Origin of the sequence: Acidovorax sp. LjRoot118, assembly GCF_964253575.1 — a bacterium.
In the GTDB taxonomy this organism is placed as follows: Bacteria; Pseudomonadota; Gammaproteobacteria; order Burkholderiales; family Burkholderiaceae_C; genus Acidovorax.
In genome coordinates this window covers 5362280-5376257 of record NZ_CAXURB020000001.1, presented here as the reverse complement: position 1 = coordinate 5376257, position 13978 = coordinate 5362280, and the positions used below count along the sequence as shown (strand labels likewise).

Annotated in this window: 10 protein-coding genes; 9 read left to right on the top strand and 1 reads right to left on the bottom strand. The window is 60.5% G+C overall.

What is annotated here, in order from left to right:
- The first annotated feature begins 23 nt into the window (after positions 1-23).
- Entirely contained in the window at positions 24-617 is a 594-nt protein-coding gene (locus tag ACSQ9E_RS25230; RefSeq protein WP_057266322.1) for a bactofilin family protein, read from the top strand.
- A 44-nt stretch (positions 618-661) separates the two neighbouring features.
- Here the strand turns inward: ACSQ9E_RS25230 and ACSQ9E_RS25225 are convergent, their stop codons facing one another.
- On the bottom strand, positions 662-1105 hold the full coding sequence (locus ACSQ9E_RS25225; RefSeq protein ID WP_057200093.1) for an acyl-CoA thioesterase: 444 nt from the start codon (positions 1103-1105) through the stop codon (positions 662-664).
- Positions 1106-1233: 128 nt separating this feature from the next.
- Here ACSQ9E_RS25225 and ACSQ9E_RS25220 point away from each other — a divergent pair, with 128 nt between their 5' ends.
- The 8 genes from ACSQ9E_RS25220 to ACSQ9E_RS25185 all read left to right on the top strand — a co-directional run bounded on the left by ACSQ9E_RS25220 (position 1234) and on the right by ACSQ9E_RS25185 (position 13968).
- Positions 1234-3075 carry an ABCB family ABC transporter ATP-binding protein/permease gene (locus tag ACSQ9E_RS25220; protein ID WP_436219489.1) on the top strand — a complete coding sequence of 614 codons (1842 nt, stop codon included), beginning with the start codon at positions 1234-1236 and terminating at the stop codon, positions 3073-3075.
- Between the two features lie 212 nt (positions 3076-3287).
- The gene (locus ACSQ9E_RS25215; protein WP_436219488.1) at positions 3288-4454 is read left to right on the top strand and encodes a helix-turn-helix transcriptional regulator; all 1167 of its coding nucleotides are present in this window, start codon (positions 3288-3290) and stop codon (positions 4452-4454) included.
- A gap of 192 nt (positions 4455-4646) precedes the next feature.
- Positions 4647-5705 (top strand): hypothetical protein, encoded by a 1059-nt coding sequence (locus ACSQ9E_RS25210; RefSeq protein ID WP_436219487.1) that lies wholly within the window; start codon positions 4647-4649, stop codon positions 5703-5705.
- Positions 5706-5785: 80 nt separating this feature from the next.
- The gene (locus ACSQ9E_RS25205) at positions 5786-7873 is read left to right on the top strand and encodes a glycosyltransferase (RefSeq protein ID WP_436219486.1); all 2088 of its coding nucleotides are present in this window, start codon (positions 5786-5788) and stop codon (positions 7871-7873) included.
- Positions 7874-7940: 67 nt separating this feature from the next.
- Positions 7941-9080: a glycosyltransferase gene (locus tag ACSQ9E_RS25200; protein WP_436219485.1), complete on the top strand. Its 1140-nt coding sequence runs from the start codon at positions 7941-7943 to the stop codon at positions 9078-9080.
- 52 nt (positions 9081-9132) lie between these two features.
- Positions 9133-10104, top strand: a complete 972-nt coding sequence (locus ACSQ9E_RS25195; protein WP_436219484.1) for a tetratricopeptide repeat protein — start codon at positions 9133-9135, stop codon at positions 10102-10104.
- The gene (locus ACSQ9E_RS25190) at positions 10040-11329 is read left to right on the top strand and encodes a hypothetical protein (protein WP_436219483.1); all 1290 of its coding nucleotides are present in this window, start codon (positions 10040-10042) and stop codon (positions 11327-11329) included. The genes ACSQ9E_RS25195 and ACSQ9E_RS25190 overlap by 65 nt, the downstream gene beginning before the upstream one ends.
- Entirely contained in the window at positions 11326-13968 is a 2643-nt protein-coding gene (locus ACSQ9E_RS25185) for a rhamnan synthesis F family protein (protein WP_436219482.1), read from the top strand. The genes ACSQ9E_RS25190 and ACSQ9E_RS25185 overlap by 4 nt, the downstream gene beginning before the upstream one ends.
- Positions 13969-13978 lie beyond the last annotated feature (10 nt).

Here is a 13978-nt window from a genome sequence, read left to right as displayed (position 1 = left end):
AAGCCTCTTTTCAAGGAGTACCGATGGCCGTGCAAAACCCCTTCTTTGGCAAGCGTGAACCCGAGTCGTTTCAGCCCCGCCACAGTCCTTCCAATTCCACCGGCCTGAACAGTTCGGTGGCCAACTCCTCTGCAGCTGCCACCAGCGCTGCGGCGGCATCGGCCCCCGCCAGCCCGGCCCTGGCCAAGCCCTCCCCGGCCTCGGATTCCACCGGCAGCAAGCTCACGGTGGGCCCCAACATCAAGCTCAAGGGCGTGGAGATCACCGACTGCGACACCCTCGTGGTCGAGGGCACCGTGGAAGCCACCATGGATTCGCGCGTGATCCAGATCTCCGAGCACGGGGCTTTCCGCGGCTCGGCCGAGATCGACATCGCCGAAATCCACGGTGAGTTCAACGGCACGCTCACCGTGCGCCAGAAGCTCGTGATCTACAGCACCGGCAAGGTCAACGGCAAGATCCGCTACGGCAAGCTGGTGGTGGAAGAGGGCGGTCAGTTGGCGGGCGAGATCGAGTCGGGCATCGGCTCGGGCAGCTCATCGTCCTCGGCATTGCGCAGCGCGCCGGCGCAGCAGCCCGTGCGGGCCGAGCCCACGGCGATGGCCGTGGCGGCCTGAACCCTTGCACGCCCTGACCGGGGCCGCGCAGGTCCCGGTTTCCTTCAGTCCGCCGATCCGGCCTGATCGCCTTCTTTTTTGGGGCGCGGCACTGGGCGCGGGCGGCCTTCGTCGTCGATGGCCACATAGGTCAGGCGCGCTTCCGTCACCTTGACGTAGCGCCCCTGGTCGGAAAAGCGCTCTGCATACACCTCCACCTGCACGGTGACCGAGGTGTTGCCCACGCGCGTGATCGACGAGAAGAACGACAGGATGTCGCCCACGCGCACGGGCTGCTTGAAGATGAATTCGTTGACCGCCACGGTCGCCATGCGGCCCTGCATGTAGCGCGCCGGCAGCACCGAACCGGCCAGGTCGACCTGCGCCATCACCCAGCCACCAAAGATGTCGCCATTGCCGTTGGTGTCCGCCGGCATGGGGATCACCTTGAGCACCAGCTCCTTGTCTGTGGGCAATAGGGCTGCGGGTGGGCTGAAAGTCGCGGACATGGGCACAATCTCGGTTGGGGCTGGCACGGATGCTGGAGGACACCATGGGTGGTTTCCAGGGCCAACCCAAAGAAAAACCCTCCGGGCGCCAGCCGGGTCGGTAAGAACAACAACCGGAATTGTCCCCCATGCGCCCTGTCGGCGAACCCACCCCCCTCCAAACACCGGCTTCCGCAGCCACCGCGCCCTCTGACTGGGCCACCATCGGCCGCCTGCTGCCCTACCTGTGGCAGTACAAATGGCGCGTGGTCGCGGCCATCGTCTTCATGGTGGGCGCCAAGGTGGCCAACGTGGGCGTGCCCGTTCTGCTCAAGACCCTGGTCGACACCATGGACCTGAAGCTGGGCGACCCGGCCACCTTGCTGGTGGTGCCGGTGGGCCTGCTGCTGGCCTACGGGGCGCTGCGACTGTCCACCTCGATCTTCAGCGAGTTGCGCGAACTGGTGTTTGCCAAGGCCACGCAGGGCGCCTCGCGTTCCATTGCGCTGCAGACCTTCGAGCACCTGCACGCTTTGAGCCTGCGCTTTCACCTGGAGCGGCAGACCGGCGGCATGACGCGCGACATCGAGCGCGGCGTGCGCGGCATCGAGTCGCTGATCTCCTTCACCCTGTTCAACGTGGTGGCCACGCTGGTCGAGGTGGCCTTGGTGCTCACGGTGCTGGCCGTCAAGTTCGACGCCTGGTTCGCCTGGATCACGCTGGCAGCGCTGGCGTTCTACATCACCTTCACGGTGCTGGTCACCGAGTGGCGCACCCAGTTTCGCCGCGAGGCCAATGAGTTCGACTCGGCCGCGCACACCAAGGCGGTCGATTCGCTGCTGAACTACGAGACCGTCAAGTATTTCAACAACGAAGCCTTCGAGGCCCGGCGCTACGACGAAAGCCTGGAGCGGCTGCGCCATGCACGGCTCAAGAGCCAGACCACCCTGTCCATGCTCAACGCGGGCCAGCAGCTCATCATCGCCATCGGCCTGGTGGCCATGCTGTGGCGCGCCACGCAGGGCGTGGTCGACGGCCGCATGACGCTGGGTGACCTGGTCATGGTCAACGCCTTCATGATCCAGCTGTACATTCCGCTGAACTTCCTCGGTGTGATCTACCGCGAGATCAAGCAGAGCCTGACCGACCTGGACAAGATGTTCGTGCTGATGGACAAGGAACGCGAGGTGGCCGATGCCCCCGGGGCGCAGCCACTTGCGGGCCTGGGCCAGGCCACGGTGCGTTTCGAGGACGTGCATTTCGCCTACGACACGCGCAAGGGGGAGGGCGTTGCCCGTGGCCGGCCCATCCTGCAGGGCGTGAGCTTCGAGATACCCGCCGGCAAGACGGTGGCCGTGGTCGGGCCCTCGGGCTCGGGCAAGTCCACGCTGGCGCGGCTGCTCTACCGCTTCTACGACATCCAGCAGGGGCGCATTACCATCGCCGGGCAGGAGATCCGCTCGGTCACCCAGGCCAGCGTGCGCCAGGCCATCGGCATCGTGCCGCAGGACACCGTGCTCTTCAACGATACCATCGCCTACAACATCGCCTACGGCCGCCCGGGCGCCAGCCAGGCCGAGGTGGAGGGCGCAGCGCGTTCGGCGCGCATCCACGACTTCATCGCCGGCACGCCTGCCGGCTACGGGGCCATGGTGGGTGAGCGCGGGCTCAAGCTCTCGGGCGGTGAAAAGCAGCGCGTGGCAATCGCCCGCACCCTGCTCAAGAACCCGCCCATCCTGATCTTCGACGAGGCCACCTCGGCGCTGGACTCGGCCAACGAGCGCGCGATCCAATCCGAACTGCAGAGCGCGGCCCAGAACAAGACCACGCTGCTGATCGCGCACCGCCTGTCCACCGTGGTCGATGCGCACGAGATCCTGGTCATGGACGCCGGCCGCATCATCGAGCGCGGCACCCACGCCGAGTTGCTGGCCCAGCGCGGCCGCTACGCCAGCATGTGGGCGCTGCAGCAAAGTGACGGCGCGGTTTGAAACGGGCCCAGCTTGGTCCACGATCTTCGTAGCGTGCATCGGTGGCTCAGATACGCGTATCAACCTTTCTGGAGAACCAGGCTCAAACCCACTGTCCAATAGCGGAAATCCCCCATTTGGGGGAAGACTAAACGGCAAATACCATAAATGATGCATTTTTTCACATATGTATCAAAATGTCGGAGTCTTACGTCCCGCTACCTCGCAGTGCAGTGTCTTCGCCGTTTGAAGAGAGGCTCGAAGAGTTCGATGCTCTGATCCACCTCATCTACAGCGCGGTAGCCAACCCTGATTTATGGACTCAGGTTGTCGGCGCGGTTGCACGTTCTTTAGGCGCAGACAAAGCGCTTCTTTTCACTCCCTTCGCCAGGCCGCAAGACGGTGGCATGGCATACCCCTGGCAAATTCCCGAAGCTCATCTGGGACTGTGGGCCACCAAATATCTTGATCACGATATCTGGGCCCACACAGTGGTGCAAAAAGGGCTGATGCGCAACGGCAGCGTCTACACCGACCAAGACCTCGTGCCAACGAAAGCGTTTCGCGAATCCGCTTTCTATGTGGAGTTTCTCAGCCTGATCGGAATAGGCCAGATGTGCGGAGGCATCATTTCTGAGGGCGAGCCGGGAATGCCCGCTACGAGCCTGTCGGTGTTTCGAAGTCCGGACGACCCAATCTTCGGCGCCATAGAGCGGCGTTGGATAAGTCTAGTGCTTCCACATCTGTCTCGTGCCCTCGGCCTCACGCAACGGCTGTCATTCAAGCGCCATCGCCTGCAGTCCCTGCGCATCGCATTGGATCGCCTTTCCGTGGGTGTTGTCTTGCTCAATGAAGCACTGGAAGTAGTATTCACCAACCGCGTGGCACAAGCAGTTTTTGAGCGCGACGACGGCTTGTTTTTACGAAGTTGCCGGCTCATGTCGCGCCAGCCATCCCAGGGCAGCGAGCAGCAACTGGAAGCCTGGCTTGCCGTGCTGTGTTCTGCACCGCCTGCGCGCCTGGCCGAGTTGGGAGACACGCTAAACGTACCTCGGTCAGAGCTTGGCTCGCGCTATAGCGTGCAATGCTGCCCTCTGGAAATCGACAGTGAGCTCGGAGGCGCCGATGACGCGAAGTACGTTGTGTTCATCACCGATCCAGATCACGCGGTCTGGCCATCTCCTGAGGTACTGCAACGCAAGTTGGGGTTGACTGTTTCGGAGTCGCGAGTCGCGCTGCTCCTGGCGCAAGGATCTACCTACCGGTCGCTGGCCGACACCTTGAGCATCGCGGAAGAAACCGCTCGTAGTCATGTGAAAAACATATATGCAAAGACGCGGATCAATCAGAAAGCGGTGCTCACGCGCCTAGTCTTGTCGCTCGCCACTGCTGCTGTGTGACCTTATGTGATTTGCCGCGACTGCAGTCGGGTTGCAATTTTTTTTCGGATTTACAGCAATACCCCCAATTCGTGGGATGGCCTTCAAGCGAGACGCCTTTTACAGTCTGCAAATAGATTTCAACTATCCACAAGCTGCAGTTGCTACAACTTCTCTTGGGGCAATTTTTAACCTTTTTGCAGGTGAACTGACATGTCTGAATCTTTGGTGGGCGGCGCGTACAGCAGCTTGACGCCTGCGACACAACAATTGCTCGATCGCATTCTTGGCGACACAGTTGGCGGCTCGGCGGTCACGTCAACCCTGCCAGGTGGCGGCACTTTGATCACCGCAACAGGCTCTGGTGGAGTGCTCCAAGGCGCTGTGATTTCTCCCACGGGCCAAGCGGTTACCGGCGAAATCGTGTCGGGCGACCTCACGCTTTCCATTGCGCTGCCCGGTGGCGTGAGTCTGACTTTCGAAGGCCCGGGTACCGCTTTGACTGCGGAACAGGCCAACGCGCACATCACCGGCATTGTGGATGCGGCTTACCCCGCAAACTCCACTGATCCCGCCGTGCAAGCCGCACGCTACAGTCTTGTTGCAGCCATCGATGCCATCACCCAAAGCCTGACAGGGGGCTCAACCCCCGGGACAGTCACGGTGCGGGTGGTGACGCTGACAGACAGCAACACCACCAGCAACGCCCGCCCCTACCTGAAGGACGGTAGTGCATACAGCAGCCAGGCGGCTGCGGCGCCCAACGAAGTGGTGTTCACGGCACAGAGCAAGGCCGGCACCAAAGAGTTGCTGACCTTCATGACCGAACAGTTGGGCACTAACAAGACGCTGGTCCTCAAGGAGGTGCAGAACGCTCTGATCATTGGCGCTGGTACGGTGCGCGTAGACGGCGCTACAGCAGCCTTCCTCAATGCAGATAGCAACAGCCAGGTCATCACCGGCGGCGCTGGAAACGACACACTGGTGGGGGGCGGTGGCCGCGACACCATTACGGGCGGTGCCGGCAAGGATGTGTTCGGCCTCAACGCGTTGGGCCACCTCACCATCACCGACTTCAATGTGAATCAGGACAAGCTGGCGTTCAGCGTGCCCGGCTTCACCAAGGCTACCGACCTGGCGCCGTATTTCACAGGATTGACCGTGGATGCGACTGGCGCAGCGAAGCTGAATTTCGGCGACTACCTCAGTATCACGCTGGTGGGCGTGTCGCCCGAGCAACTGACCCTGGACCTGCTCCAGTTCAAGTTCTAAACCGATAGTTGAACTGCTACAAGGCAGGTTTGGAATGGGGCTCGCAATCGCGGGCCCCATTTCTTGCGTGGCGCTGACCGATGAACATACAACACGAGCCTCTCGGCCTGGTAGAGCAACTGACACCTTTTCGGGTGCAGGGCTGGGCCTTTGATCGGGCAAGGCCGGATCTCGCGCTGGATCTTGTCTTGCGTGTCGACGGCACGGCGGTCCAATGGTTTCGTCCTCATCTGCGGGCGGACTCGATCGCGCAGTATTTGGGTATGTCTGCCAGTTCGCTTGGGCCGACTGCTTTCGACATCCCCGCGCCTGAAGTGTTGGCGGATGGACGCCCGCACCGGGTGGAAGTCGTGCATGCCCCGACCGGGGCGGTGCTTCCCAGCTCTGCAAGCACTGTCCAGTATTTCGACCCGCACGTGCCGCTGGCCCGCATACAGCCGTTGGGCATATCGGCAGCGGCGCTGCAGGCCGACCCCGAGGTCACAGTGGTCGTGCTCAACCGCAACGGCCGTGTCGTGTTGCAGGCTTTGCTCGAAAGCTGGGAGATCTACAACCAATCCACTTCGGTGGAATGGATCGTGATAGACCATGCCTCAACCGACGGCAGCCTGGAACTGCTGGAGTCGTGGAAGGAGCGGTTGAACCTACGTGTCCAGGCTCTGCCAATCAACGACTCCTTTTCCGCCTCCTGCAACCTCGGGGCCCGCATGGCGAAAAGCAAGCACCTCCTGTTCCTGAACAACGACATCGTCTGGCTTCACGACGCACTGCCCTACATGTTGCAGACGCTGCGGAGCGATCCGGACACCGGCGTCGTGGGTATCAAGCTGCTCAAAGCCATCGGCGAAGCCAGCGTAGGCATGCCCGTGACCGACGTGCAGCATCTGGGCGTGCGCTTTATGCAGCATGACCAAGGTTACTGGCCTTATGAGGCAGCACCCTCTGTCGCCCGCCGCGAAGCCGAGTACAGCCCCCAGCAGGTGCCGGTGGTCACAGGCGCCGTCCTCTTGTGCCGTAAGGCGGACTTCATGGCTGTGGGCGGCTTCGATACCTCGTACTTCTACGGGTTCGAAGATGTCGAGCTGTGCCTGCGCCTGGCCCATCGGCTGCGCAAGCGCGTGGTGTGCCGCAACGACCTGACGGCCCTGCACCGGCATGGGCATACTCGTTTGACCGGGCGTGAAGCCCCGATCTTCGACAGAGTCCAGCACAACGCCACAGTGCTCAATCGCCAAATGGGCTTATGGGCCAAGGCCGCTTGGTGGCGCAGCATACTGAGCGCAGACGGAATCATGTGCTCCGAACGCCTGACCATCGGCTTGCTGGTCGGCAAGCTGCCCGAGCCAATCCGGCGTGAGCGTGGCACCCGCGCCAGCGAGAAGCTGCTGAGCGACATGGCCCGGCTGGGTACGCAGCTTGAGGCGCGTTTCCCATCCTCCCGGGTTGTGCTGCTGCACTCCGGTGGCGATGCCTACGATGTGCGCGGCATGCATGCAGTGGTAGTGACCTCCCCGCAGTACAACATACGGTTGCTGCGCAATGTACGCCCTGACATTCGTTGCATAGCCTATGTGCATGGCGCGGCAGAGCCATGGAGCAAAGCCCCTTGGTGGCTGGACTTCGATGGCTACGTAGCCGTCAGCAGCATCGTCTACCAATCGTTGGCAGAGTCCAGCGGTGTCGTGATCGATGAGAGCAGCTACCAGGCGCCCTTCGGCAGATGGCTTCGTGCAGAAAGCAGCGAGGGCCCTGCGGGCACCATGCTACGGATTGCCATCCGCCTCCCCGTGACCGCTGCCAGCGCGGCAACTCGGCCATCTTCAGCCGCTACCGCGTGGGCGCATGCCCAGGCGCTGCGGCAGTCGCTGAAGCAAGAGGGCGCAGCCTGCTGGATCCAGTGGGCGGATGAAGCCCGGCAGCCACTCCAACGCCTGGCGGACGTTTGCATCATCGCCTTGGGTGGTCATGGCTCCAAAACCCTGCCGGCGGCGACGCTGGACCACGCATGCCTCAACGTGGTATGCCAGCAGGCAACCGGTAGCAAAAGGACGTTTCCACTGACAGAAGACTCTGCGCAACCCGACCTGTGGCTGTGCGGCATTCCGCGGCTGGCCGAGCTGCAGCAAGCCATGGAGAAGCGTGTTGGACATACTTTTCTTGCATCCTAACTTCCCTGGGCAGTTCCGGCGCTTGGCGGCTGCATTGGCGAGGGACCCTGCGCTGCGCGTATGGGGCATGGGCGACGCCAGCCAGATGGCTCAAGGCCAACCGGCCGATGGGGTGCAGGTGCTTGCCTACCCGGCCATTTCTCCCGCGAACGATGCAGTGCACCCCATGGCCCGCGGCTTCGAGCAGGCCATACGCCGAGGCGAGCAGGTGGTTGTATCTCTGGCCGAGTACAAGCGGCGAGGCATGGAGCCCGACGTGATCGTTGCCCACCCCGGTTGGGGCGACGCCTTCTTCGTGCGCGACTTTTTCCCTGGTGCACGGGTGGTGGGAATGTTCGAATACTTCTACCATGCGCGCGGCGCCGATGTTGGCTTCGACCCTGAGTTTCCCGCCCAGTTTAGTGACGTGTTCAGGCTTCACGCCAGCAACGCCACCCAGCTGCTGGCCCTCGAGTCGTGCGATGACGCTGTCTGCCCCACAGCTTGGCAGAAGAGCCGCTTTCCCGTCGTCTACCACCACAAGTTGCGGGTCTTGCACGAAGGCATTGATACCAAGCACGTACGGCCTGACCCGCAGGCCAGAACAACCCTTCCCGACGGCACTGTGCTGCGCCACGGAGACGAGGTGCTCACGTTCATCAGCCGCAGCCTGGAGCCCTACCGGGGTTTCCATGTATTCATGCGCGCTTTGCCTGCCATCCTGCAAGCGCGCCCGCACTGCCGCGTAGTTATAGTCGGTGCACAGGAGGGCGTGAGCTACGGCACCGCCCCTGGCGCTGGTGGTCACTGGAAAGATGTCTGCCTTCAAGAGCTGCACGCCCAAGGTCAGGCCATCGATCTGCAGCGAGTGCACTTCACCGGCGCGTTGCCTTATGCCGACTATCTGCGCGTGCTGCAGGTCTCGCGTGCCCACGTTTACCTGACCTACCCGTTCATCCTCTCGTGGTCGCTGCTGGAGGCCATGGCCGTTGGCTGCACCATCATCGCATCCAGTACCGCCCCGGTGCGCGAAGCCATTGCCAATCACGTGCATGGCCTCCTGTTTCCCTTCAAGGATCACGGCACTCTGGCGCGCATGACCATAGGCGCATTGGCCGATCCTGCCGCACATGCCCCGCTGGGCGAAGCCGCACGCCAATGTGCTGTCGAACGCTATGACTTCGACACCGTATCCCTGCCCGCGTACCGCCGTCTGCTGGGGTGCTGAAAAGGCCGAGCCCACAGTCCCTTCGAATCGCACACCTTGAGAAAGCGCCTTCATGTCTACCAAACTGACATCGTTGCTGCAGCAGGCCGCTGCCAAACTTTCTGAAAATGACTATGGCGCCAGCATCCAGTTCTACAAGGACGCCTTGGCCCTGGCTCCCGGCAATGCGGGGGCATCCATGGGCATGGCCATGGTCCTTAACCGGGTCGGCAAGGCGGACGAAGCGCTCGTGCTGCTGAATTCACTGTGGCCTTCAGCCCAGAAAGCCCGCGGAGCCCCTGGCAAGCAATTCCGTGCTGCGGTGCTTGCCCAGATGGGCGTCGCCTATCAATTGCGGGGGCACATGGATCAGGCGCTGGCTTCCTACTGCCAAGCCCAGAAATACTCCGACAGTCCTGATCTGCAACAGCGCATCGAACACCTCCAGGCTGTGGTCAACCAGCCAGATCCCGCACAGCGCCTGCTCATCCATGGAAGCCATATGCAGGCTTCCGGTCGCATGGAAGACGCGCGCCGCGCGTACAGTGATGCGGTAAAGCTCGCCCCTGACAGCGTTGAGGCTCTGCGCAGCCTGGGCAATCTGATGAGCCAGCAAGGCAGCTTGGACGAAGCCCTGCCCCTGCTTCAGAAAGCGCTGGTCCTGGCCCCGGACAGCCCCGAACTGTATAACGAACTGGGCATGCTGTTCCAGCGACGAGGGGACCTGACGAAGGCGGTGAGTTTTCACAAGCGTGCGCTAAAGATCGACCCGGGCTTCGTGTCTGCCTTCATCAATCTAGGCGTGGCCTACAAGCGCAAAGGCGACAACGAGAGCGCGATTGGGGCCTATCGATCAGCAATGGCCATCCGGCCCAACTCGCCCGAGGCACACAACAATCTAGGCAATCTGCTGCGCGTCGAGGGCGATCTGGATGGTGCGCGAATGCACCTCGAGCGGGCGTTAGCCATCCGGCCGGGCTATGAAGATGCGCAGCGCAACCTGGACGATCTCGCTGCTATTGGGCTGCATTCAATGCATCTGTAACGAAGCTGACCTGCCGACCATGGATAGAGGATTGCACGGCAACACGCGCCTGGGCAGGGCTGGAAGTTTTCTGGAAACAGTCATCCACTGCAGTAAATCCGTCGGACAGCAGAGCATTCAAGAAACTGGGGATTCAATGAACCAAAAGAGCACGAAGAAGAGCATCCACTCCGCGTCTATCCGAAAGAGCATCTGCTTCGTCACGGAAACGAGACATGCGGAGCGCCCGTTGCAAGACGCTTCCGCACGATACAGGTGCTACCACCCCGCAGAGACGTTGCTGTCCATGGGGCATCGCTGCTCCATTTACTCGGCTGCCAAATTCTTCGAGACACCCGACTACTACCATGACGTCTACGTCTTTCATAGGCCCAACACAGCCCGTGCGAATTTCTTGGATGTTTTGTCCACACTTCGACGGCAGCGGGCAACGCTTATCGCTGACTACGATGATTTGATTTTTGGTGATTCAGACATCGCCATGAACTCGTCAGCCGTAAAAAATGGAACGCTGGACAGGGACAAGGCTGTGCAAGCATTTGCCAGCAATCTAGCAGCCCTTCAGGAGTTCGACAAAGTCTCAGCTTCAACTGAGCCTCTGGCGGAACACGTCCGCGCGAACCACCCCGACGCCCAAGTGGAAGTGCAGCCCAATTTTCTACCCGCATCCTTGCTGCAATCGCATGAAGAAATGCGGACTCCCTATGTGCGCAGACCATCGGTCGGAATTGGTTATTTTGCAGGAACGCGCAGCCACGACCACGACTTCCCTGTCGTGGAAGCAGTTCTGCACAAGGTGCTTTCGGAAAACCCTAACTTCAATCTGCTGGTCGTGGGTCCGGTGCATGTGCCCTACAGCATCGCCACGTTGCCAAATGTCATGGTCGCCCCGGTGGTCAATTTCCTGCGCCTTCCAGCGCTCATGAGCACCTGTGCCACCGTGATCGCGCCACTAGAGAAGACCCGATTCAATGTCTGCAAATCGCGTGTGAAATTCCTGGAAGCGGCCCTTGCGGGTTGCCGTCTGATTGCCAGCCCTATACCTGATATGGCGGCGGTAGGCCCCGAAAACCTGACCTTGGCGGACAACGGTGACGAATGGTACGAAGCACTCTCTCTCGTCCCTGATGCAAAAAGGCACTCCAAGCTGGTTGAACGCAATTTCACCTCACTGGGCTCCGCCACTAATATGGAAAAATTTCAAATGATTGCGGGCTTGGCATGAGAGTTCTGATCTATGTCGAGCCGTTTCCAATACGCAACTCGCTCACCCACTTTGACTCCATTGCCAAGAAATTCCTGCCTTTGCTGCGCGACCACGCTCTGTTCGACATCCGGATGTTTGCGAACGCAGCCACTCTTGCAACACTTGGCAATGAAATGCCTGCAAACTCATCCAAGCGGCTGATATCACCTACACCGGAAGAATCACGGCTTTTTGAAAGCTACAAGCTCCCGTGGCAACCTGCAGGCGTTTCCCACTGGCTCGATCTGATGCATGGGCGCGGTCGAATAAGCAACGATTCCCAGGAAGTCCTGCGACGGGTATGGCAATCCTTCCCCTTTGAAATAATCATTCACTGGGGAGAAAACGGGGCCGTCAGCCAGTTCCTGGAGATGCATGCTGTCACCAGGATTGCCATGGAACTGGGGTGCACACGCCCTCCGTTCCTAGACAGCATTGTGATGGACCCATTTGGCACCAACGGGGCAACCGTAGTACCAAAGTTAAGTCTGGAAGATATTCGCGAAATTGTGGACAACCGACCCATGTCCCGCCATGACGCTTTGCTTCAGTACTCCCAAAACCTGGCTGTTAAAGGGTACGAAGAGCAATTCGTGCCTATTCCGGCCGAAATTTCGTCTCAGCTGGACGGAGCACAACGCATCGCATTCCTGCCGTTGCAACTGTTCGACGATGCGAACCTACTGAGGTTCTCGGGCTACCAGACGATTGAGGAAGTCGTCCGGGAGGTGGTCCCAAAGTTGGCCAGCAGTGGCTATAAGACCATTGTGAAACCCCATCCCGCATCCAAGTTCCGCACAGGGGCTGTCAACGCGAATGCCGCTGCACGGGCGGCGCTGCGATCCTTGCGAGATCAGGTCGTGTGGTGTGACGCAGACGCTCCCATCCCTAACGCCAGGCTTGTAGCGCTCTCGAACTTCGTCGTCACGGTCAATAGCTCCGTCGGCTTCGAAGCGCTGTACTTCGACAAGCCTGTCGTCGTCCTTGGAGACGCCGCCTACAAGCCGCGCGACTTGTTTCCTTCGCTGGACGACATGCTATCGAGCAGCTTCGATGAGCAGGCATTCGCAAAAGGGGCGGGTCTGCTCAGGAGATTTCTGCTGGGAGGATATTTGCAGCCTGCGGGTATTTTCAGTGACGCCACCGCATTCATGCGATGTGTCGGGGCCATCGACGAGACAGCACGCATGACCAATGGCAGCGCCAAACAATTTGCCCAGGCAATATGGAGAAGCGCATCGGGCGGGACGCAGGCATTCGCGCGGTCCGCAATGTTCTGGGGCTTGTCCTCGACAGCCAACGCAACTTTTACATCACCGGCGAGTGCAGCCCCTGCACTGGCCGCGCGAAAGCGTTTCGAAAGCAAAACCGGCGCGGCGGGCAACACGTACCTTTCCATCGTCCGGCGGCTGCACGCGTATTCGGGCGCGCAAAGCCTAGCCGGATTTCTGAATTGGCTAGACACGAAATGGCGTGCCCCCGAAGGCCGTACGGAGCTAGTGCGCGCGGGGAACATCGTGGACACCGAGTACTACCTAGAGCTCAACGAGGATGTAAGAGCCGCCCAACTCGATCCGATCGAGCATTTCGCGCGCCACGGTATCGGCGAGTCCCGTGCGCCCCAAGCCATGTTGGGAGTCAGCACTGTTGACGATATGCTTTCAGTCCTGCGCGAGACCGCAGCCACGATGCTGATCAACAGCGGGCTCACTGAATACCCTCTGACAGAACGTGAGGAGGAATCGCGACAGGTGCAGTTGGGAAAAATCGGCAGCACCTTGAAGCGTCGGAAGTCCCAACTCGCAGTAGTGGCCCACCTCTATTACCGTGACTTAGTGCCCGAAATACTCGAAAGCTTGAGGACCATCACGGAAAGTTTCGATCTGATCGTGACAGTACCGGATTGGGGGGCCAAGGGAATTGTCGACCTCGTCCTCGCCCAATACCCCAAGGCGACGGTCTACAGCACGCCAAATCGCGGGCGTGACATAGCACCGTTCCTCGATGTTCTCCCATTGCTGTGCGAGCGCGACTACAGTGCTGTTCTCAAGGTTCAAACCAAGCGCGGATACTATGAAAATGGAAAATTGAACGCGCCCCTCGGAGAAATTTGGCGCATTGAGACAATGGCAGCATTGCTCGGTTCAGAAGAACGAGTCAATCAGATTACATCTGCTTTTCGTGCAGACAAGGAACTTGCCATGGTGGGCCCATCTCCGTACTGGATGAGCTTGGCCAACTACCCACACCACGACGGGGGCGAACTGGCCCAATGGTTGCTTGGCAGCGCGGATGGGGAGGGTTTTTTTGCAGGAACGATGTTCTGGTTCAGGCCGTCGCACCTGCAACCTTTCAAGCCCCTTTCGATTCGCAATTTCCCTCCGGAGAACGGTGCGAGCGACGGCGCACTAGCGCATTTGGTGGAGCGAGCTTTCGGGCAGGCGGCAATCGCTGGAGGGCGGATCGCGGGAGCTCCGGTGGATCCAAGTGAACTGATTGAGCACGATTTTCAGGCCCTTCAAGGCCAAACCAAACTGCACGACTATTTGAAGAGTCGGCATTTGGATGCGCAACGTCGCACACACGGAAATGCAGCAGGCGGGCATTTGATATGGTAGGGACGGAGCA